The organism is Sphingomonas sp. 10B4, assembly GCF_035019905.1.
In the GTDB taxonomy this organism is placed as follows: domain Bacteria; phylum Pseudomonadota; class Alphaproteobacteria; order Sphingomonadales; family Sphingomonadaceae; genus Sphingomonas; species Sphingomonas glacialis.
In genome coordinates, this window is sequence record NZ_JASJVC010000027.1 from 1 (window position 1) to 21,501 (window position 21,501).

General features: G+C 66.7%; 21 protein-coding genes. 12 read left to right on the forward strand and 9 right to left on the reverse strand.

The features are described 5' to 3' along the window. The 6 genes from QN347_RS09890 to QN347_RS09915 all read left to right on the forward strand — a co-directional run. A partial coding sequence (locus tag QN347_RS09890) for a glutamate--tRNA ligase family protein (protein ID WP_323494021.1) occupies positions 1-403 on the forward strand: 403 nt, incomplete at its 5' end. Positions 404-412: 9 nt separating this feature from the next. After that, positions 413-652 (forward strand): twin transmembrane helix small protein, encoded by a 240-nt coding sequence (locus tag QN347_RS09895; protein ID WP_133191606.1) that lies wholly within the window; start codon positions 413-415, stop codon positions 650-652. A 25-nt stretch (positions 653-677) separates the two neighbouring features. After that, positions 678-1,274, forward strand: a complete 597-nt coding sequence (locus QN347_RS09900) for a cob(I)yrinic acid a,c-diamide adenosyltransferase (RefSeq protein ID WP_322160938.1) — start codon at positions 678-680, stop codon at positions 1,272-1,274. Between the two features lie 96 nt (positions 1,275-1,370). Next, a complete protein-coding gene (egtB, locus tag QN347_RS09905; protein WP_322164124.1) occupies positions 1,371-2,609 on the forward strand; it encodes an ergothioneine biosynthesis protein EgtB in 1,239 nt (412 codons plus the stop codon). A gap of 1 nt (position 2,610) precedes the next feature. Further along, positions 2,611-3,588 (forward strand): L-histidine N(alpha)-methyltransferase, encoded by a 978-nt coding sequence (gene egtD / locus QN347_RS09910; protein WP_322160937.1) that lies wholly within the window; start codon positions 2,611-2,613, stop codon positions 3,586-3,588. Between the two features lie 58 nt (positions 3,589-3,646). Beyond that, on the forward strand, positions 3,647-4,516 hold the full coding sequence (locus QN347_RS09915) for a 3-hydroxybutyryl-CoA dehydrogenase (RefSeq protein WP_322160935.1): 870 nt from the start codon (positions 3,647-3,649) through the stop codon (positions 4,514-4,516). Positions 4,517-4,555: 39 nt separating this feature from the next. Here the strand turns inward: QN347_RS09915 and QN347_RS09920 are convergent, their stop codons facing one another. Further along, positions 4,556-5,185, reverse strand: a complete 630-nt coding sequence (locus QN347_RS09920; RefSeq protein WP_133191611.1) for a flavin reductase family protein — start codon at positions 5,183-5,185, stop codon at positions 4,556-4,558. A 108-nt stretch (positions 5,186-5,293) separates the two neighbouring features. Between QN347_RS09920 and QN347_RS09925 the strand changes: the two genes are divergently transcribed. The 6 genes from QN347_RS09925 to QN347_RS09950 all read left to right on the forward strand — a co-directional run bounded on the left by QN347_RS09925 (position 5,294) and on the right by QN347_RS09950 (position 13,013). Further along, entirely contained in the window at positions 5,294-6,061 is a 768-nt protein-coding gene (locus QN347_RS09925) for a cytochrome b/b6 domain-containing protein (RefSeq protein WP_322160933.1), read from the forward strand. Then, positions 6,058-6,819 carry a molybdopterin-dependent oxidoreductase gene (locus QN347_RS09930; protein ID WP_322160932.1) on the forward strand — a complete coding sequence of 254 codons (762 nt, stop codon included), beginning with the start codon at positions 6,058-6,060 and terminating at the stop codon, positions 6,817-6,819. The genes QN347_RS09925 and QN347_RS09930 overlap by 4 nt, the downstream gene beginning before the upstream one ends. Positions 6,820-6,838: 19 nt before the next feature. Then, complete coding sequence (locus QN347_RS09935; protein WP_322160930.1) at positions 6,839-8,095, forward strand: cyclopropane-fatty-acyl-phospholipid synthase family protein; 1,257 nt, start codon at positions 6,839-6,841, stop codon at positions 8,093-8,095. A 35-nt stretch (positions 8,096-8,130) separates the two neighbouring features. Continuing rightward, positions 8,131-9,351, forward strand: a complete 1,221-nt coding sequence (locus QN347_RS09940) for an argininosuccinate synthase (protein WP_133191615.1) — start codon at positions 8,131-8,133, stop codon at positions 9,349-9,351. Between the two features lie 228 nt (positions 9,352-9,579). Beyond that, the gene (locus QN347_RS09945) at positions 9,580-11,178 is read left to right on the forward strand and encodes a hypothetical protein (RefSeq protein WP_322160928.1); all 1,599 of its coding nucleotides are present in this window, start codon (positions 9,580-9,582) and stop codon (positions 11,176-11,178) included. Positions 11,179-11,396: 218 nt separating this feature from the next. Beyond that, complete coding sequence (locus QN347_RS09950) at positions 11,397-13,013, forward strand: hypothetical protein (RefSeq protein ID WP_322160927.1); 1,617 nt, start codon at positions 11,397-11,399, stop codon at positions 13,011-13,013. On the opposite strand, the gene QN347_RS09955 is transcribed toward QN347_RS09950, so the two are convergent. The 8 genes from QN347_RS09955 to QN347_RS09990 form a co-directional block, all read right to left on the reverse strand. Beyond that, positions 13,010-14,143: a GNAT family N-acetyltransferase gene (locus tag QN347_RS09955; RefSeq protein ID WP_322160925.1), complete on the reverse strand. Its 1,134-nt coding sequence runs from the start codon at positions 14,141-14,143 to the stop codon at positions 13,010-13,012. The two genes, QN347_RS09950 and QN347_RS09955, sit on opposite strands and share 4 nt — an antisense overlap. Positions 14,144-14,152: 9 nt before the next feature. Beyond that, positions 14,153-15,547 (reverse strand): glycosyltransferase, encoded by a 1,395-nt coding sequence (locus QN347_RS09960; protein ID WP_322160923.1) that lies wholly within the window; start codon positions 15,545-15,547, stop codon positions 14,153-14,155. Further along, the gene (locus QN347_RS09965) at positions 15,547-16,452 is read right to left on the reverse strand and encodes a flagellar motor protein MotB (RefSeq protein ID WP_189676995.1); all 906 of its coding nucleotides are present in this window, start codon (positions 16,450-16,452) and stop codon (positions 15,547-15,549) included. The genes QN347_RS09960 and QN347_RS09965 overlap by 1 nt, the downstream gene beginning before the upstream one ends. Before the next feature lie 289 nt (positions 16,453-16,741). Beyond that, complete coding sequence (gene motA / locus QN347_RS09970) at positions 16,742-17,605, reverse strand: flagellar motor stator protein MotA (RefSeq protein ID WP_133191621.1); 864 nt, start codon at positions 17,603-17,605, stop codon at positions 16,742-16,744. A 172-nt stretch (positions 17,606-17,777) separates the two neighbouring features. Continuing rightward, on the reverse strand, positions 17,778-18,692 hold the full coding sequence (locus tag QN347_RS09975) for a flagellar biosynthesis protein FlgL (protein ID WP_322160921.1): 915 nt from the start codon (positions 18,690-18,692) through the stop codon (positions 17,778-17,780). Between the two features lie 8 nt (positions 18,693-18,700). After that, positions 18,701-20,047, reverse strand: coding sequence for a flagellar hook-associated protein FlgK (gene flgK / locus QN347_RS09980; RefSeq protein ID WP_322160919.1), 1,347 nt, complete (start codon positions 20,045-20,047; stop codon positions 18,701-18,703). Continuing rightward, the gene (locus tag QN347_RS09985) at positions 20,044-20,394 is read right to left on the reverse strand and encodes a rod-binding protein (RefSeq protein ID WP_322160917.1); all 351 of its coding nucleotides are present in this window, start codon (positions 20,392-20,394) and stop codon (positions 20,044-20,046) included. Before QN347_RS09985 ends, flgK begins: the two co-directional genes overlap by 4 nt. Beyond that, a complete protein-coding gene (locus tag QN347_RS09990; RefSeq protein ID WP_354288133.1) occupies positions 20,391-21,473 on the reverse strand; it encodes a flagellar basal body P-ring protein FlgI in 1,083 nt (360 codons plus the stop codon). Before QN347_RS09990 ends, QN347_RS09985 begins: the two co-directional genes overlap by 4 nt. Positions 21,474-21,501 lie beyond the last annotated feature (28 nt).

Genomic DNA, 21,501 nt, shown 5'->3' on the forward strand with positions numbered 1-21,501 from the left:
AGATGTGTATAAGAGACAGGTGCTGACTTGGACCGACGAAATCGCCGGCACGGTCGTCGCCGATCCGCTCTCGCACGGCGACGTCATCCTCGCGCGCAAGGATGCGCCCGCGAGCTATCATCTTGCGGTGACGATCGACGATGCCGCGCAAGGCGTCAGCCATGTCGTGCGCGGAGTCGATCTGTTCGGCGCGACCCATGTCCACCGCCTGCTCCAGGCGCTGCTCGGTTTTCCGACGCCGATCTATCACCACCACGCGCTGATCGCGGGGCCCGATGGCGCGCGCCTCGCGAAGCGCAATCACGCGCCGACGCTCGAAAGCCTGCGCCTGGCTGGCGAGGACGGGCCTGCGCTTGCGGCATCGCTGCGCGCGGGCATTGGCTTTGTCGCAGCGAACGCCTAGATTGGCTGCATGAGCACATTTCTCACCATCTTGCTGGTCGCCGCGATGATTGCGGTGGTTGTCGTCCTCGTGCGCGGGCTGGTGGTCTTCCTGCTCGGTGCGAGCCAGGATTTGCGCGACGGGACGTCGAACGATGCCGTCTCCGCCTCGTCGATCAAATCGAACAAGATGATGCAATATCGCGTGATGTTCCAGGCGATTGCGATCTTCCTGGTCGTCCTGCTGATGTGGCTCGCCGGCAAGAGCTGAGCCGCTCGCTCTCGGGGAATCCAGCATGGTCAAGCTCAACCGAATCTATACGCGCACCGGCGATGACGGCACGACGGGCCTCGTCGACGGATCGCGCACGCCCAAGGACGCCGCGCGGATGGCGGCGATCGGCGATGTCGATGAAGCGAACAGCACGATCGGTGTCGCTGTCGTCGCCTTGCGCGGTGCCGGGCTCGATCTCGCCTGGCTGCCGGCGTTGCTCGAGCGGATCCAGAACGATCTGTTCGATCTCGGCGCCGATATCGCCACGCCGAGCGCGGGGGAGGATGACGATTTCGCGCCGTCCGAGATGACGCTGCGCATCGTCGCGTCGCAGGTCGCGCGGCTCGAGGACGAAATCGACCGGATGAACGCCGAACTGGGCGCGCTGACGAGCTTCATCCTGCCCGGCGGCACCGCCCCGGCGGCGGCGTTGCACGTCGCGCGCGCGACCGTCCGGCGGGCCGAACGCGCTGGCGTCGCGGCGGCGCGCGAGGTCGCGATCAACCCGCTCGCGCTCGCCTATTTGAACCGGCTCTCGGATTATCTTTTCGTTGCGGCTCGCGCAGTGAACCAAAAGGCGGGTGGCGACGTTCTTTGGCGACCCGGCGCGACGCGATAATCGCACCAGCGCTGCCGGGACTCGCTGTCCGTCAAGGTGACGGCGCGGGTCATACGGGGGAATGGTGAGATGACGACGCGACCGCAGACCGCCCCGATGCCCGACCCTGCGGGTCTTGCCACCCGCTTCGAAGCGGTGCGCGGCTTGACCGTCGGCCTGGTCGCGCCGTTGTCCGACGCCGATGCGACGGCGCAGTCGATGGACGATGCCTCGCCCGCCAAATGGCATCTCGCGCACACGACCTGGTTTCTCGAAACCTTCGTGCTGCGCGATTTCGTGACGGGCTACACGCTCTATGACGCGCGCTTCCCCTTCCTGTTCAACAGCTATTACGAAGCCGAGGGGCAGCGCCATGCGCGCAACCGGCGCGGAATGGTGACGCGCCCCGCGCTCGACGAGATCCTCGCCTATCGCGCGCATGTCGATGCGGCGGTGCTGGCCGCCTTGCCCGATCTTCCGCAAGCTGCGCGCGCGCTGATCGCGCTCGGCTGCCATCATGAGGAGCAGCACCAGGAACTGCTCGTCACCGACATCCTGCATCTGATGGCGCAAAATCCGATCGAGCCCGCGATCTGGCCCGCCGCGCGCAAGGTGCCCGTCGCGATGCCGGGTCCGATCGGCTGGATCGAAGGCCCGGCCGCGGTGACCGAGATCGGGCATGACGGCGACGGCTTCGCGTTCGATGCCGAAGGGCCGCGCCACGCCGTGCTGCTCAGCCCGCATGCCATCGCCGACCGTACCGTCACCAACGGCGAATGGGCCGCGTTCATCGCCGATGGCGGCTATGCCGAGCCGCGCCACTGGCTGTCGGACGGCTGGGCGTGGGTCAAGCGCGAGGGCATCGTCGCGCCGCTCTATTGGGAGCAGGGCGAGTCGGGTTGGACGCGCTTCGGGCTCGACGGACGCCGCGCGATCGATCCTGCCGCGCCCGTCACGCACGTCAGTTTCTACGAGGCCGACGCCTATGCCAGCTGGGCGGGCGCACGGCTGCCGACCGAGGCCGAATGGGAAGTCGCGGCGAGCGCGCACGATTCCGCTGGCGGGAACCAGATGGACGCGCCCGGCCCGGTCGAGCCGCGGCCTTCGGCGGGCGGTCCGGCGTTCTTCGGCGATGTGTGGGAATGGACGGGCAGCGCCTTCCGCCCGTATCCCGGCTTCCGCGCGATCGAAGGCGCGGTCGGCGAATATAATGGCAAGTTCATGAGCGGCCAGTGCGTGTTGCGCGGGGGCTCCTGCGCCACGCCGCGCGGGCATGCACGCGCCAGCTACCGCAATTTCTTCTACCCGCACCAGCGGTGGCAATTCACCGGCGTGCGGCTCGCGAAAGACCTTTGAGATGTTGAAGCAGGAAATCGAGGATGGCCAGGCGTCGCTGGCCGACCCGGCGTTTCGCCAGGATGTATTGCGGGGCTTCGACATGCGTCCGCGCGCCATCCCAGCGCGCTGGTTCTATGATCGCGCCGGGTCCGAACTGTTCGAGCAGATCACCGATCTCCCCGAATATTATCCGACGCGGACCGAGACGGCGATCCTGCGCGCGTGCGCGCCCGAGATCGCGGCGCGCGCCGGTGAAGGTCGTGCCGTCGTCGAATTCGGCTCGGGATCGTCGACCAAGACGCCGATCCTGCTGCAGGCGGTGGCGCCCGCGGCCTATGTGCCGATCGACATTTCGGGCGATTTCCTGCGCGAATCGTCTGCGGGGCTGGCCTCGGCGTTTCCCGGGCTGGACGTGCTTCCGGTCGAGGCTGATTTCATGCATCCGATCGCCTTGCCGATGCAGGTCGCAGCGACGCCCAAGCTCGGCTTCTTCCCCGGCTCGACGATCGGCAACATGATCCCGCATTCGAGCGTCGATCTGCTGCGCGCGATGAAGGAATCGCTCGGCGAGGGCGCGATGCTCGTGATCGGGATGGACCGCATCAAGGACGCGGCCACGCTCGAGGCGGCGTATGACGACGCACAGGGCGTCACCGCGGCGTTCAATCTCAACTTGCTGACGCGGATCAACCGCGAGCTTGCCGGCACGATCCCGGTCGAGCGCTTCCGCCACCGTGCGATCTGGAACGACGATCGGGCGCGCATCGAGATGCATCTCGAGGCGACCGAGGATGTGGCTTTCACGATCGAGGGGCGACCGTTCGAAATGACCGCAGGCGAGACGATCCACACCGAGAACAGCCACAAATACGGCGCGCGCGACGCGCGCATCCTGCTGCGCGCGGGCGGGTGGACGCCGATCGCCGAATGGACCGACGCCGAGGGCAAGTTCGCGGTGATCCTCGCCGAAGCGCAGGCGGCACGCCTCGCGCCGTAAGACCTTCCCCGCCGCGCCAAATCCGCTATCGACGCGTCAAACGGATAGGAGCGGACGCATGGATACGGTCGGAGTCATCGGGGCAGGGCAGATGGGCGCGGGAATCGCGCAGGTTTCGGCGCAAGCCGGATACCGCGTGCTGCTTTCGGACATGAACCTCGCGCGCGCCGAGGCGGGCAAGGCGGGGATCGCCAAGCAGCTCGACCGCGCCGTCACCAAGGAAAAGATCACCGCTGAGGCGCGCGACGCCGCGCTTGCGCTGATCGAGCCGGTCGAGAGCGTCGCGGCGATGGGCCCGGCGTTCCTCGTGATCGAGGCGGCGACCGAGCGCGAAGAGATCAAACGCGCGATTTTCGCCGAGGTCGGCAAGGTATTGTCGCAGGACGCGGTGCTCGCCTCGAACACTTCGTCGATCCCGATCACGCGGCTCGCGCAGGCGGCACCCGATGCGGGGCGCTTCGTCGGCGTGCATTTCTTCAATCCGGTGCCGGTGATGGGGCTGATCGAATTGATCCGCGGTCTCGCCACGTCGGATGCGACGGTGGCGACGGTCGAGGCCTATGCGGGGCGGCTCGGCAAGCAGGTCGTGCGCGCCAACGATGCGCCGGGCTTCATCGTCAACCGCGTGCTGATGCCGATGCTCAACGAAGCGTGCTTCGCGCTCGGCGAGGGCGTCGCGACGATCCGCGACATCGATCTGGCGTGCCAATTGGGGCTCAACCATCCGATGGGCCCGCTGACGCTCGCCGATTTCATCGGGCTCGACACGTGTCTGGAGATCACGCGCGTGCTGTTCGAAGGGACGGGCGACCCCAAGTTCCGGCCTGCGCCGGTGCTGGTGAAATATGTCGAGGCGGGTTGGTTCGGCCGCAAGACCGGGCGCGGCTTCTACGACTATTCGGGCCCGGAGCCCGTGCCGACGCGCTGAGGTGCGTAAGCCCCTCCCCTGGCGGGGAGGGGTAAAGCGTTACCCTGGCCGGCGCATCTCGAAGCGCGTGTCGTCGCTGATCTCGAAATAATCGGCCGGGCCGCCGCCGCGCAGGATCGGATGCGCTGCGGCGGTGCGATAGGCGCCATCCTCGATCAGCTGCGGCGCGATGTGGATGCCGACGACCTCGCCGAGGATCAGCCAGGTGTCGATCTCGGCGCCATCGATGCCCTGCAAGCGCAGCGTCTGGGTATGGCGGCACTCGAACGCGACGGGGCTCGCCGCGACGCGGGGTGGCGCGACGATCCGCGAGGGCGCGGCCTCGAGCCCGGCTAGCTCGAATTCGTCGACTCCGGCCGCGACCATCGCCGCACTTGCATTCATCGGCGCGGCGAGCTCGCGCGTCGCGAGATTCCAGACGAATTCGCCCGTCGCGGCGATATTGGCGACGCTGTCCTTCCAGCCGATCGAGGCGAAGCCGACGATCGGCGGGCGATAGTTGAGCAGCGTGAAGAAGCTGTACGGCGCGAGATTGCGTGTGCCGTCGGTGGCGAGCGAGCTGATCCAGCCGATCGGGCGCGGCGCGACGATCGAATTGAGCGGATCGTGCGCGAGGCCGGGGACGGCGGCATGGCCGTTGCGCGGTTCGTAGAAATGCAGGTCTGACATGATCGGGCGGCCCTTGGCTCATATGTGCGGTCGTGTTTGCGGTTTCGTCGGCGCGTCGCTGCGACTAAGGTGTAACCGAGCCGCCGTGTGGCGCGAATAGGGATCTGCATGACCGACGCACCCCAGCCAACCCCGGGACAACCCGCTTCGCCCACGGCCGTTCCCGCGAGCACCTCGATCTATCGCCATCGCCTCGCGACGCGGGTCTGGCACTGGGTCAATGCGGTGACGATCGTCATCATGATCGGCAGCGGGCTGACGATCCTCAACGCGCATCCGCACCTCTATTGGGGCGAATATGGCGCAAATTCGGATCATTCGTGGTTCAATCCGCCGCATATGCCGTCCTATCTGACGATCCCGGCGGGTTACAATCTGGCGATCGCGCGGCGTTGGCATCTGCTGTTCGCACTCGTCTTTGGCTTCGGCCTGCTCGCCTTCATGGTCGCGAGCTTGCTCAACCGCCATTTCCAGAAGGATCTTCGGATCCGCCTGAAGGAGCTGGCGCCGTCGCACTTCTGGTTCGATCTGAAGGAGCATCTCGCCTTCCGCTTCCACGATCCGAAGCATCCGGCGGCGTTCAACATCTTCCAGAAGCTGTCCTATGCGCTGACGATCTTCGGACTGATCCCGGCGATGATCGTCTCGGGGCTCGCGTTGTCGCCTGCGATGACCGCTGCGTGGCCGTGGTTGCTCGCGGTCGTCGGCGGGCGCGCATCGGCGCGATCGGTGCATTTCATCGCCGCGTCGGGGCTGGTGGTGTTCATCATCGTGCACCTTGTGCTCGTGATCCTCGCGGGCGCCTGGCCCGAGGTGAAGTCGATGGTGACGGGCTGGTGGCGCGTGCCCGAAGACCGTGCGGAGGAAGCGGCATGAGCGGTATCATCACGCGGCGCGCTTTGCTCACCACCGGCGCGCTCGGCGCGGGCGCGCTGCTGAGCGGGTGCGATCAGGTCGCCAAAACGCCGGCATTGCGCAAGATCCTGTTCTCGGGCGAGACGATCAACGAGGGGTTGCAGCGCGCATTGTCGAACCGCGGCAGCCTGGCGAAGGAATATCGCCCCGATCAGATGTCGCCCTTCTTCCGCACAAATGGCACCCGCAACCCCAACACGCCCGATTATACCGCGATGGTGGCCGACAAGTTCGCGCACTGGCGGCTCGAAGTCGGCGGTCTCGTCAATCGTCCGCTCGCGCTGTCACATGCGCAACTGCTGGCGATGCCCGCGCGCAGCCAGATCACGCGGCACGATTGCGTCGAGGGGTGGAGCGCGATCGGGCAGTGGCACGGCCCGCTGCTCGGCACCGTGCTCAAGGCCGCCGACGTGCGCACCACCGCGCGCTATGTCGTGTTCACCTGCGCCGATCTGTTCTCGGGCCAGCATTATTACGAATCGATCGATCTGATCGACGCCTTCCATCCGCAGACAATCCTCGCCTGGGGAATGAACGGGCATCTGCTCGACGTCGGGCACGGCGCGCCCGTCCGGCTGCGGGTCGAGCGGCAGCTCGGCTACAAGCAGGCGAAATATATCATGCGGATTGACGCGGTCGCCTCGCTCGCCGGGATCGGCAAGGGCAAGGGCGGCTATTGGGAAGATGCGATCGATTACGATTGGTATGCCGGCATCTAATCGCTAAATACGCGCAGCTATGGCTTTGATCGACTTATTCCTCGCCAAGCGCGTCAAGCGCGGCACGCTCACGCTCCATCATGCCGATGGCAAGACCCGCACCTTCGGCACCGCGACACCGGGTTTCCCCGATATCGTTCTGCGCTTCACCGATGCCGGCGCTGCCGCCGCGATCGTGCGCGATCCGGGGATCGGCGCGGGCGAGGCCTATATGAACGGGCGGATGGTGATCGAGCAGGGTGACGCGCGCGATCTCGTCAAGCTGCTGATGAAGAACGATCCGTGGGAGGCCGGCCAGAACGGGCTCGCCGCGTCGCCGCTGCGGCGCGCGGTGCAAGCGGTGACGCTTCGCTTCGGGCGGGTCAACATGGCGCGCCAGTCGAAGCGCAACGTCGCGCATCATTACGATCTGTCGGACCGGCTGTACGATCTCTTCCTCGATGCCGACCGGCAATATAGCTGCGCTTATTTCACCGATCCGGCCAACTCGCTCGAGCAAGCGCAGGACGACAAGAAGGCGCATATCGCCGCCAAGCTCGCGCTCGCGCCAGGGACGCGCGTACTCGACATCGGCTGCGGCTGGGGTGGGATGGCGCTGTACCTGCACCAGCAGACCGGGGCGGAAGTGCTCGGCGTGACGCTCAGCGAGGAGCAGCTGAAGGTCGCGCGCGAACGGGCAGACGCGGCGGGGGTGGCGGACAAGGTCAAGTTCGAGCTGATCGACTATCGCCATGTCACGGGGAAGTTCGACCGGATCGTCTCGGTCGGCATGTTCGAACATGTCGGTCCCGCCAATTACACCACCTTTTTCCGCCAGTGCCGCGATCTGCTGACCGATGACGGCGTGATGCTGCTCCACACGATCGGTCGTGCCGGCGGGCCGGGCGTGACCGATTCGTGGACCGCGAAATACATCTTCCCGGGCGGCTACAATCCCGCTTTGTCGGAGATCGTCGCGGCGAACGAAGGGCTGCGCTTCATGATCACCGACATCGAAGTGCTGCGGCTGCATTACGGCTACACGCTCGACCAATGGTACGACCGCGTCGTCGCGGCGCGCGACGAGATCATCGCTCTGTATGACGAGCGCTTCTATCGCATGTGGCAATTCTACCTCGCCGGGGCGGGGCAGTCGTTCCATTACGGCAGCATGGTCAATTACCAGGTCCAGTTCGCCAAGAACCGCCATGTCTTGCCGATCACGCGCGACTATATGCTCGAGGGCGAGCGCGCGATGCGCTCCCCGACGGTTGCACCTGCCGCGCTGGTCGCATAGGGCGCACCCGCGCCAAAACCGAAGGATTCGCTCGCATGACTGATCAGATCAACCGCGTCGTCCTCGCCTATTCGGGCGGGCTCGATACCAGCGTGATCCTGAAGTGGCTGCAGCAGACCTACAATTGCGAGGTCGTCACCTTCACCGCCGATCTCGGCCAGGGCGAAGAGCTCGAGCCGGCGCGGCGGAAGGCAGAAGCGGCCGGCGTAAAGCCCGAGCACATCTTCATCGACGATCTGCGCGAGGAATTCGTCAAGGATTACGTCTTCCCGATGATGCGCGCCAACGCGCTCTATGAGGGGCTGTATCTGCTCGGCACCTCGATCGCGCGGCCGCTGATCGCCAAACGCCAGATCGAGATCGCCAAGATGCTGAACGCCGACGCGGTCAGCCACGGCGCGACCGGCAAGGGCAACGACCAGGTCCGCTTCGAGCTCGGCTATTACGCGCTCGCGCCCGATATCAAGGTGATCGCGCCGTGGCGCGAATGGGATCTGACCAGCCGCACCAAGCTGATCGAGTTTGCCGAACAGCACCAGATCCCGGTGAGCAAGGACAAGCGCGGCGAAGCGCCGTTCTCGACCGACGCCAACATGCTGCACACGTCTTCCGAAGGCAAAGTGCTCGAGGATCCATGGGACGAGGTTCCCGATTACGTCTATTCGCGCACGGTCAATCCCGAGGACGCGCCGAACGAGCCCGAGACGATCACGATCGATTTCGAGGGCGGCGACGGCGTCGCGATCAACGGCGTCGGCATGTCGCCGGCGACTTTGCTCGAGACGCTCAACGAGATGGGCCGGCGTCACGGTATCGGCCGGCTCGACCTGGTCGAAAACCGCTTCGTCGGCATGAAGTCGCGCGGGATGTACGAGACGCCGGGCGGCACGATCTATCACCTCGCGCATCGCGGGATCGAGCAATTGACGCTCGACCGCGGCGCGGCGCATCTCAAGGACGAGCTTGCGCCGCGCTATGCCGAGCTGATCTACAACGGCTTCTGGTTCAGCCCCGAGCGCGAGATGCTGCAGGCGGCAATCGACCACAGCCAGAGCAAGGTGACGGGCACCGTCCGCCTCAAGCTCTACAAGGGCAATGTCTCGGTCACCGGGCGCAAGTCGCCCTTCTCGCTCTATTCGGAGAAGGTCGTCACCTTCGAGGACGATCAGGGCGCGTACGACCAGCGCGATGCGGCTGGCTTCATCAAGTTGCAGGCGCTCCGGTTGCGGCTTCTGGGGCGGCGTGATCGCGCCTAAGCGTTTGACAACAGGCGGATGGGGTCAAGTGACGCGCGAAAACGGCGCGATCTAACTTCGCCTTAACCCCGTTCGCCTAAGTCGGTCGCGATGGACGCTCGCGAATCCCGATTGGCCCGCCGGAGCAACGCACTGTGTGCGCTCGCGCTGGCGGCGCTGCTGGGTGCGGTCTGGGCGGTTTGCGACCGGGGGTCGCTTTCGTCACTGCACCTTCCCGACGCCGACGCCATGCTGCGGCTTCAACAAATTCGCGACTGGCTGGCGGGGCAGGGGTTTGCCGATCTGCGTCAGCACCGGCTCGGTGCTGCGCCCGGACTTGCGCTGGAATGGTCGCGTCTGCCCGACCTCGCGCCGGGCGCGATCATTGCTGCGCTCGCACCGATCGCCGGCGCGCCGCTTGCCGAAATGATCGCCGTGATCGTCTGGCCGACCGCGCTGTTCGCTGCGGCGCTGCTGCTCGTCACACGGATCGCGCGCGCGCTCGGCGGCAGCGCGATCGCGCGCACCGCGACCGTCGTCGCCGCGATCGCCTTTCCTGCCACCACGATCTTCCTGCCCGGCAGGATCGACGCCGACGGGCTACAGATCGTGTTGGTGCTGGTCATGGCGCGCGCGCTCGTTGCCCGGGCGGCGATCGAACCGGGCTTGGTCGCCGGACTTGCGGGGGCGGCGAGCCTTGTTATCGGGGTCGAGTGCGTCCCGCTGATCGTGGCGGTCGGCGGTGCGATGGCGATCGAATGGCTGCGCGCGCGCAGCGGTGCCGACGACCGGATGATGGGGCTTGGGATCGGGCTCGGAGCGGGGCTGCTCGCCGCGTCGATCGTATTCCGGCCGATCGTATGGACTTATGCCGCGTGCGATGGTTTCACCATGACCGCCTGGCGCGCCGCAGTGATCGCCGCCTTCGCGCCGATGGGCATGGCGCTCGCCGCGCGCGACATCGCCAGCCCTGCGACGCGCGCGGTGTTGGGGACGATCATCATCGCGGTGGTCGCGACGGGGATCGTGCTGGTCGCGCCGGAATGCCTTGTACCGGATGGCGGCATCGATCCGATCCTCGTCCAGCTGTGGCGCGCCGAGATTGCCGACGCGCGGTCGGTCACCATAGCGACGCTGCCGACCGCGATCGGCTATGCCGGGATGATGGTCGCGGGCGTGCTGGCGAGCGGCTGGCGGCTGTATGCGACGCGCGACCAGCGTTGGGCCGGTCTGCTGATCGTCCAGCTTGCCGCGCTGCTGTTGAGCTGCGCGCAGATGCGCGGTGCATATGCCGGTGCGATCCTGGCCGCGCCCGGGCTGGCGGCGGTGATCGCCGCGGCGCGCACGCGGGGCGTGCTGCCGCTGGCCGGGGCGTGGATCACGTCGGCTGGGATTCTGTATCCGATCGCCGCGCAGGCATTCGTCGCGAGCCGCATCGCCCGCGAGACTGCGGCGGACAGCTGCGCTGCGCCAGCGACACTCGCGATGCTGCGACGTCTGCCCCCCGGCGGCTTGCTCGCGCCGCTCGAGCTCGGCGCCGATGCGATCGGCGCGACGCAATTGAGCGTGGTCGGTGCGCCCTATCATCGCAACGCTGCGGGCAACCTCGCGGTCTATCGCTTCTTCGTCGGCACCCCGGCGCAGGCCGCGGCGATCGCACGCGGCTGGGACGTGCAGTATGTTGCGCTGTGCGGCGACAGCTTCGGTTCGGCAGGCGGCGCCTCGCTCGCCTATGCCATCCGGCAGGGCCATGCGCCGAACTGGCTCGTGCCGATCGCGCCGCCCGGCCGCGCGTTTGCCCTCTACCGCGTCGAAGCACGCTTGTTTTCGCAAACGCCACCGCAGTAAGACCCCGCAAATGCGGGAAGGTTTCTCAATATCGCGCTGCTCGCAAGCGCGCTGGTTCGGGTGTGTCGCGATCACCGCGACGGCGTGCCCATCGGCATCGCGCCGTGTCGTCTCGTGCCGGTCAGATCGGCCACGTGGCGCATACCGGGCCGCTCGTGTTGCACTGCCTGGCGCGACTTCGCTTGTCGCACCGCCCGTTTCGCCGGTAAGGCGCTAGCATGCCGAACGAGACTTCTTCCGATCTACAATGGTGGCAGACGCGCTGGTTCGTCGCGGTGATGGCGCTGATTGCGATCATCCCCTTGCTGCGTCCCGAAATCCCGCCGCTGGTCGATCTGCCGGGCCATATGGGGCGCTACCGCGTGCAATTGTCGCGCGACGAATATCCGTGGCTATCGGACTGGTACAATTTCAACTGGCAGCTGATCGGCAATCTCGGGATCGACATCCTGATCATCCCGCTTGCCAAGCTGTTCGGGCTCGAGCTCGCGGTGAAGCTGCTGGTGATGACGATCCCGGTGCTGACCGTTACCGGCCTGCTGTGGATCGCGCGCGAGGTGCATGGGCGCATCCCGCCGACCGCCGTGTTCGCGCTGCCGCTTGCATACAGCTATGCCTTCCAGTTCGGCTTCGTCAATTTCGCCTTCTCGATGGCGCTGGCGCTCAACGCGTTCGCGCTGTGGCTGCGGCTCGCGCGGCACCAGCGCTTCGGCTTGCGTGCGGCGATCTTCGTGCCGCTCTCGTGTATCATCTGGGTGGCGCACACCTTTGGCTGGGGCGTGCTCGGCGTTCTGGCGTATTCGGCCGAGATGGTCCGCCAGCATGATGCGCGGGTCGATCGCGGTCCGCTGAGCTGGATCAAGGCATGGCTGCGCGCCGGCGTCGGTTGCGTTCCGCTCGCCCTGCCGATGGTGTTGATGGTGGTGTGGCGCAGCGGCGAGCATGTCGGCGGGCAGACCGGCGACTGGTTCAACTGGCGCGCCAAGATCGGCTATATGACGATGGCGCTGCGTGACCGCTGGATCACCTTCGATCTCGCCGGGATGGCGATTCTGCTGCTGATCCTGTTCCGCGGTTTTCGCGATCCGAGCGTTGAATATTCGCGCAATCTCGGCCTGTCGGCGCTGTTCCTGCTCGCGGTGTTCATCCTGCTGCCGCGGATCGTGTTCGGATCGGCCTATGCCGACATGCGGCTCGCGCCGTTCATGCTCGCGATCGCGGTGATCGCGGTGCGCCCTAAAAAGGGCCTGTCGATCCGTGGCAGCGCGACGATCGCCGCGCTCGGGCTCGCTTTCGTGCTGGTGCGGATCGCGGCGGGTACGGCGAGCTTCTGGATGTTCGCGCAAGATTACGACCGCGAGTTGAAGGCGCTCGATCATCTCCCGGTCGGCGCCAAGCTCGTCACCTTCGTCGGCGCGCAATGCGGTGCGCCGTGGAAAATGACGCGGCTCGAACATCTCCCCGCGATCGCGCTCGAGCGCAAGGCGGCCTATGCCAACGATCAATGGTCGATGGCGGGCGCGCAGTTGCTCACGGTGAAATATGTCCGTGCGCAGCGCTTTGCGCACGATCCGTCCGAGATCGTGACGAGCGTGCAATGCCCGCGCGAATGGTGGCGCCCGATCAGCAAGGCGATGGCGCGCTTCCCGCGCAATGCCTTCGACTATGTCTGGCTGATCCGTCCGCCGGCGTACGATGCCAAATTCAACCAGGGGCTGATCCCGATCTGGCGCGACGGGAGCAGCGTGCTGTTCCGCGTCGACCATAGCCAGCGCGGGATCGAGATCAGCGACGCCGCGCTGAAGACCGCACGCCCGCGCCCGACGCCGTTCTAACCCTTTTTGAACGGCGTCATCGCGCCGAGGAATTCCTGGTCGGATTCGACCGAGGCGCGCTCGCGCACCAGGAAATCGGCGATCGCGCGGCGGAAGCCCGCATCGGGGATGTAATGTGCCGACCAGGTCGGGACCGGGACGTAGCCGCGCGCGAGCTTGTGCTCGCCCTGCGCACCCGCCTCGACGGTCTTCAATCCGCGCGCGATCGCGGCGTCGATCGCCTGGTAATAGCACAGCTCGAAATGAAGGAAGGGGACATCCTCGGTGCAGCCCCAATAGCGGCCGTAGAGCGTGTCCTCCCCGATCAGATTGAGCGCACCCGCGATCGGGCGCCCGTCGCGCTCGGCGAAGATCAGCAGGACCCGCTCGGGCATCGTCTGGCCGAGCAGCGTGAAGAACTGCCGCGTCAGATACGGCTGGCCCCATTTGCGCGCGCCGGTGTCCTGATAGAACACCCAGAAGGCGTCCCAGTCGGCCTCGGTAACGTCGGCGCCCGAGATGTGGCGGATCGTCAGGCCCTCGACCGCGCCAGCGCGCTCCTTGCGGATCGCCTTGCGCTTGCGGCTGGCGAGATCGCCGAGGAATCCGTCGAAATCGGCATAGCCCTGGTTCTGCCAGTGGAACTGCGTGCCCTCGCGGATCAGCCAGCCTGCCGCCTCGAATGCGGGGAGCTGTTCGGGCGCGACGAAGGTGGCGTGCGCGGAGGACAGCCCGTGCTGGTCGGTCACCGCCTCGATCGCGGCGATCAGAGCAGGCGCCTGGTCGGGATCGCGCAGCAGCAGCCGGGGGCCGGGCGCGGGGGTGAAGGGCACGGCGATCTGCAGCTTGGGGTAATAGGATCCGCCGGCCCGCTCCCACGCGTCGGCCCAGCCATGGTCGAAGACATATTCGCCCTGGCTGTGGCTCTTGGCATAAGCCGGGGCGATCGCAGCGGGCTTGCCGTCGGCGCCGTCGACGATGATCGGGATCGGTTGCCAGCCGGTGCGCGACCGCGCGCTGCCTGACGATTCAAGGATCGACAGGAAGGCGTGGCTGACGAAGGGATTGCCGGTGCCGGCGCAGGCATCCCAGTCTTCCGCCGGGATGGCGGCGATGCCGTCGACGATACGGGCGGTGACGGCGTTCTTCACGTCCCCAAGCTAGGGGGTCGCAGGCGCTTTCTCAACCGCTGGCGCCGCGAACGACCAGCATAAAGCGAGCAGCAGGAACGGCGTGACGAATTCGCGGTGGCGCTCGCCGAATTCGAACCACACGCCGAACAGCAGCAATTGGAGCCCGCAGGCGGCGATCAGCAGCACGAGCGTGAAGGGCAGGCGGGGACCGAGCTTGAACGCCGCGCCGCCGAGCAAGGCGAGATGCGCGAGCATCGACAGCGGCCACAAGGCGGCGGCGAGCACGCGTGGCACCGGCGGACCCATCGCGACGAGCCGCGTCACGCCGAACTGCGCGATGCCCGACGCGCGGACGAATTTGGTCAGCGTCAGCCGGACGAAGCCGACCGGATGCGTACGGATCCACTCGACCGCGATCGCGCCGATGCGCTTGCCGTAAGCGAGCTCGGGGATCCCCTTGAGGGCGGGCGGCGGCGGTTGCCAATTGCCCGTCGCATCGGGATTGTTGCCAATCCACAGGCTCGCGCCGCTCGCGGTGGTGAGCGGGACGAAAGCGTGGAACACTGCCCAGTTGCGCACCCACCACGGCACCAGCACCACCGCTGCGACCACGCCGCCTTGCAGTCCCGTGCGCAGCATCGGCCACAGCCCGATCCGGCCGACGAGTACCAACCCGAACACAGCGGCGAGCGGCGCCTCGCCCGGCTGCGTCAGGGCGAGCAACCCGGCCGGAACCCCGAGCGCGAGCGCACCGCGCCAGCCCGCGCGGCGATCGATCCAGGCGAGCGCCAGCAAGAGGACGAGCAGCGCACACAGCGACTCCTTCTGCGCAAGCGGCGCCGAAAACAGCACCGACGGCCAGATCAGATAGAGCCAGGCGGCGCGGCGTCCGGCCACTGCACTGCCGAGCCGGGACCCCAGGACGAACAGCAGCCATGCCGTCGCACCATCGGTCAGCGTGCCGAGCGTCAACACAGCGGCCGTATCGAACCCGAAAACCGCGCCCCAGCCTGCCAGCAGCAGCGGATAGAGCGGGGGAAACAGCGCGCGCCACGCCGAGCCGAAGAACGGATCGTGGATCACCAGCCCGTGGCCAGCGAGCAGGCCCTTGGCGAGATTGAGATAGGCGTTGGGGTCGCCGGTCGATGTGCGCCCGACGGCAAGCAACGCGAAGACGCTGCGGACCACCACCAGCGTCGTCGCCAGCGCGGCGAGCGGCCCGATGCCAGGGCGCTCGCGCAGGATGTCGAACCCGGTTGCGGCGAGGGCAATCCAGCCGGCGACCGCGCCGATCGAAGCGACAGTGATGCCCCATCGCGTGTTCAGATCGGGGATCGAACTGAGCCCGTAGAGCAGCAGCAGCCCCAGCGCCGCCTGGACGCTCCATCTGGTCCAGCGCTCAATCTGGGTCCTGCGCGGCATCACTGCCCGAAAGCAGTCACTCGGTAGAGCAAGGTGATCGCGACGCGGCGGTTGCGCGGATCGGAGGGATTGTCCTTGATCATCGGCTCGCGGTCGGCGACGCCCTCGATCCGGTTGAACCGCGTGTCGGGCAACCCACCCGCGGCGAGCCGGCGCCGCGTCGCCTCGGCGCGCGCGCTCGACAGCATCCAATTGTTCATCGCGAGCGGATCGCCATAGCCCAGATTGTCGGTATGCCCGCGGATCATGATCGGGTTGTCGGTGCCCTTGATCGATTTGGCAATCATTCCGAGCAGCGCCGACGCGCGCGGATCAAGTTGCGTCGTGCCGAGATCGAACATCGAGTAATCGGCATCGTCGAGCAGATCGATCCGCATCCCGTCATTGGTCTTGACGAAGCGGACATGGTTCGAGAGGCGCGCGAGGGCTGGGTTGGTCGCCATCGACTTGGTCATGGCGTGCTTCATCGCCTCGAAATTCTTGCGATCCTCGGTCGTCAGCGCCTTGTCCTTGAGCGTGCCCTTCTGCCCGGTGCCGACCTGGTCGCCGCCGATTGCCTCGACCGGGATCGTCATCGAGCGCGTGCCGGTCTGCGAGGCGCGGTGCGCGTAATTGTCCTTCGACGTCATCGAATCGCCACCGAAGATACCGTTCGAGCCCGCGCTGTTTTCTTTCATCTGGACGAGCGTCGGCGAGAAATAATCGGCGAGCGCCTTGCGCTGCTTTTCATTGGTCGCACCGAGCAGCCACATCAGCAGGAAGAATGCCATCATCGCCGTCACGAAATCGGCATAGGCGACCTTCCACGCGCCGCCGTGATGGCCGCCATGACCCTCGATATAGATCTTCTTGTAGATGATCTTGGGCGGCACGTTGGCGCCGTGCGGGGCGCGGGCGGCGGCCATCAGCGTCGGCCTGTCGGAAGGGTCTCACGCGACGGCGCGAAGGCGCGAAGCGAAGAGGAGTCACGCGGAGCCGCGGAGACGCGGAGGAAGAAGGAGGCGTTTGCGCGGCAGCGCAGAGCGCGCAGGTCGCGCAACGCAGGATGCGCGCGCGTCAGCATGCTGTCGTCCGCCGTACGGCAATGGTGCAGGGCTACCGCGGCGATGGGGTGAGCCACCTCCGCGTCTCCGCGTCTCTGCGGGAGCCCAACCTTTTCCGCGACTTCGCGGCTTCGCGTTAAATCCGTCACGATTACCGCCCCCGCAACCCGTCGAACACCTCGGCGAAGCCGGGTTGGTTCGAATGCGCGATGCCAGAGCGCGCTGCTTCGATGACGAGCGGCTGCGGGTGGCCGTGGAGCGAGGCGATGATGATCTGCTTAACGACGTGATAGATCGCACCATCGGCATCGAGCACTTGCTTGAGGCGATTGGCGAGCGGCGCGACGATGCCGTAGGCGAGCAGAACGCCCATGAAGGTGCCGACCAGCGCCGAGCCGATCATCGCACCGAGGATCGCCGGCGGCTTGTCGATCGAGCCCATCGTCTTGACCACGCCGAGCACCGCCGCGACGATGCCGAGCGCGGGGAGCGCGTCGGCGAGCGTCGCGATCGTGCCTTGCGGGCCTTCGACCTCGTGGTGGTGGGTCTTGATCATATTGTCCATCACGTCCTCGACGGCATGAACGTCGAGCGTGCCCGACGACACGACGACGAGCCGGAGCGTATCGGCGATCAGGTTGGTCAGCGCATGATCCGACAGCAGCCGCGGATATTCGGCGAACACTGCGGAGGAAGCCGGATCCTCGACATGCGGTTCGAGCGCGATCGGGCCTTCGGTGCGCAGCATCTTCATCAGCTTCGACACGAGGAAGATGACGTCGAGATAATCCTGCTTCTTGTATTTCGGGCCCTTGAAGACCTTCATCAACCCGCCGCCGAGCGCCTTCAGCTCCTTCATCGAATTGCCGATGATGAGCGCGCCGACTGCGGCGCCGCCGATGATCAGCATCTCGTGCGGGATGGCCTCCATCACGGGGCCGAGCGCGCCGCCGGTGATCGCGAAACCGCCGAAGATCATCACGAGAAGAACGACTATGCCGATGACCGGAAACATGAGTGGCGGTGGCCCCTGGCTGACGCGGGTCGGGTGGACCTGCGGACTATGATGACGGCTTAGCGGGGATTGGTGTTCAACCAGTTAACCAACGAAGGTTTGTTTTACCCCGATCGCCCTCAGGAGCGGGGCGAGCCGCGCCGATCGCTTGCGCTCCCGGCGGAAGACCGGCTTATTTCAGGTAATCGAACAGCGAGAGCGAGCCGAGCTTGGTGAAGCTTGCTTGCGTTGCCGAAAGCACCGTCATCGTCTTCTGCAGTTCGGCGATCGCGCTCGACAGGTCGGTATCCTCGAGCGCCGAGCGATCGAGCTCGCGCGCGCTGGCGGCGTCGGTCGACTGCGTCGAGACGATGTCGAGCCGCGCCGCGCGCGCGCCGACCGAGCCCTGGACCGCGTTGACCTGCGTCATCGCGCCCTTCAGTCCATCGGCCGCTGTGCCCGCAGCACTCGAAATGTCGCCGCCCGCGTTGAGCGCCGAGATGAAGTTCGAGAGCACCGCAAACGCATCGGTCGTGCCGCCGCCGCTCGTCGGGATGTTGCCGAACACGCGCTGCGCGCTGTCGGTCGCCTGGATGTTGGTGCCGTCGGCGACCGGGATCGCCGAGACTTCGCCCGTGCCGCCGAAGCTGACCGTGCCGTCGGCCGCCTGGGTCACCGCATTGGTGCCAGTCGCCGCGCCGAACAGCGGCTGGCCGCGCGCGTCCTTCGTTCCAGCCAGATTGACGAGATCGTCGCGGATGCTCTGCAGCTGGATCGCGATCGCCTTGCGGTCGGTGTCGTTGAGCGTGCCGTTCGCGGCTCGCGTGGTAAGCTCGGCCGCCTGCTGGAGTTGGGTGCCGATCGCGCTCAGCGTCGAATCCGATTGCTGCAGCAGCGATGTCGCCATGCTCACGTTGCTGGCATAGGCCTTGCTGTCGGCGGTCGCTTGTTTGATCGTGGAAAGGCGGTTGTACGCGACCACGTCGGCGGACGGATCGGTGAACTTCTTGGTCGACGCGATCTTCGTGTTGAGCGTGTCGGCCTTGGCCGACAGCTTCGACAGCTGCGACGCTCCGGTGTCGTAGAATTGGCTGGTGCCGATCTGCATGGCGGGTCCTAGCGGATGTCGAGGATCGACTGGAGCGTGTCGCGCGCGACCTGGATCACGCGGCTCGACGCCGAATAGGCTTGCTGGAAGCGCAGCAGGTCGACCGCTTCGCTATCGAGGTTGACCCCCGATACGGCGTCGCGCGCGGCAATTGCATTGTCGCGGATCGACCCTTGCGCTGTCGCGACTTGCTGGCGGCTGGCGAGCGTGGCGGCGTTGCTCGAGACGAGCGCGGTGGCCTTGGTCTCGAACGCGCCGGTGGTGCGCAACGTGGCGAGATTGGCGAGGTTGCTGTTGTCGCGCGGGCCCGCGCCCTTGGCGGCGGCGGCGATGCCGTTCGGGTCGGTGAGTGCGACGGTGATGTCGGTCGCGCTGCTGCCGGTCGCGAACAGCGCTGCGCCGGGAGTGCCCGCGAGGTCGCTGCCTTCCGCCTGGACGGCGTTGACGCCGCTGGTGAAGGCGCTGGCGATCCCACCGAGCTGGATGCGAGCATCGGCGATCCGCGCTGCGGCCTCGACCACGCCTGCAAGCGCGCCGCCCGACGAGGTCACCGGCGCCACGCCGTCGGCGGCTTGAACGGTGAAGGCGACCGTCCCGTCGGTGCCACGCGCAAAGCCAACGCTCGCCGACTGGTTGCCTGCGACGAGCGTCGGGCCGCCGCCGTTGCCGAGCTTCACGCTCGCGCGCTCGGCCGAGTCGGTCGAAACCGAGAGATCGCTGATCGCACTCATTTGATTGAGAATCGAATCGCGTTGGTCGGCGAGTTGCGCCGCGCCGTTCGAGCCGGGTTGTACGCGGCCAAGCCCGTCATTGACCTTGGCGAGGGCGGTGCCGAGCGCGGTCAGCGTCGTCACCGCCTGCGTCGCGGTCGTATCGAGATCGGCGTCGAGGCTGTCGAGCGCCTTGCCCGTTGCAGTGAAGCTGGCGGCAACGGTCTTGGCCTGTTCGAGCATCGCTGCGCGCGGCGCCGATGCGGTGGGATCGGCGGCGACGGTCTTGGCCGAATTGAAGAAGCCGGTGATCTGCTCGCCGACCTGGTTGCCGGTCAGCGCGCTCTGGATGCGGCCGAGCCATTCGACGCTGGTGTCGGTCCGCGCGAGATCGGCGCTCGCGTTGCGTACGTCGGCGGCGCGCAGCGAGTCGGCCGAGCGCGTAATTCCGGCGGCGATGACGCCTTGCCCGACCGCGATCTTGCCGCCGCTCGCGATGCCGAGCGCGGGCGCGACTTCGCGCAAATCCGCGGTCCGCTTGGCATAGCCCGGCGTCGCGGCATTCGCGATATTCTCGGATACGGTGGTGAGCGCGGTCTGATACGCCTTCACCCCGCTCGCGCCGATGCTGAGCAGGTCGCTCACGGCGTCGTGCCCTCAGCCGGCGGCTCGGCGGCGGGCTGCAGGGCGGCCTGCGACTTGGCGAGGAACGCGGTCATCGCCTTGCCGATGCCGAGCGGCGCATGCTCGGCCATGTTCTGCGCGACTTGCGTGTCCTGCATTTCCTTGAAGGTATCCATGCCCTTCGAGCCGAACAGGCCATCCTCGGCGAGATGCGTCGACCGCATCGACTTGACCATCATGCCGGTGAACACCGCTTCGAACTTCTTGCCGGCGGCCTCGAGATTGGCGCGGCTCTGCAAGCGGCTGGTGTCGACGCTGATGCCTGTCGTCGGGCCCGGGATCGGGGTGATGGCGGGAACGTCGCTCATAGCACGATCAACTCGGCCTTGAGCGCGCCGGCTTCCTTCAGCGCTTCGAGGATCGCGACCAGATCGGCCGGCGAGGCGCCGATCGCATTGACCGCCTTGACCACGTCGGACAGCTTGGGGCCGGGCTCGAGCAGGAACATCGGGTGCTTTTCCTCGTCGACCGCAACTGCGGACTTTTGCTGCTTGGCGGTCTGGCCCTGGCTGAACGGCAAGGGCTGGCTGACCTTTTCGGTTTCGTCGATCCGCACCGTCAGCTTGCCGTGTGTCACCGCGGCGGTGCCGACGCGGACCGCAGAGTTGATAACGACCGTTCCCGTCCGGGCATTAACAATTACTTTTGCCGAGGGTTCGGCCGAGACGACGTCGAGGTTCTCGATCTCGCTCATCAGCGTCGCGCGGATGTCGCCGCCCACCGGCGCGCGGACCGCGACCGAGACGGCATCGGTCGCCTGCGCGGTGCCCGCGCCGAGCCGCGAATTGATCGCGCCGGCGACGTTCTGCGCCGTCGTGAAATCGGCGCGTGCGAGGTTGAAGGTCAGGGTGGGCGTGTTCTCGAACCCGGTCGCGACGGCGCGCTCGACCGTCGCGCCTTCGGGGATGCGTCCCGCCGAGGGGATGTTGACGACGATCGTCGAACCGTCCTTGCCCTCGGCACCAAGCCCACCGACGGCGAGATTGCCCTGCGCCATTGCATAGATCTGGTTATCGGCGCCGAGCAGCGGGGTCATGATCAGCGCGCCGCCGCGCAAGGACTTGGCCTTGCCCATCGAGGCGACGGTGATGTCGAGCTTCTGGCCGGGCTTGGCAAAGGGCGGCAGATCGGCGGTGATCATCACGACGGCGGCGTTCTTGAGGCCGGGGTTGACGTTTGCGGGCAATTGCAGCCCGAAGCGCGAGGCGACCGCCTTCATCGACTGGATGGTGTATTCGAGATTGTCGTCGCCCGTGCCGGGAAGGCCGACGACGATGCCGTAGCCGGTCAGCTGGTTGGTGCGGATACCCTGGAAGCCGCCGAGATCCTTGATCCGGTCGGCCGAGGCGGGGGTGGCAAACAGCACGGCGAAAAGGAAAGCGAGCACCAGCTTCCAGCCGTCACCCCCGCGAAAG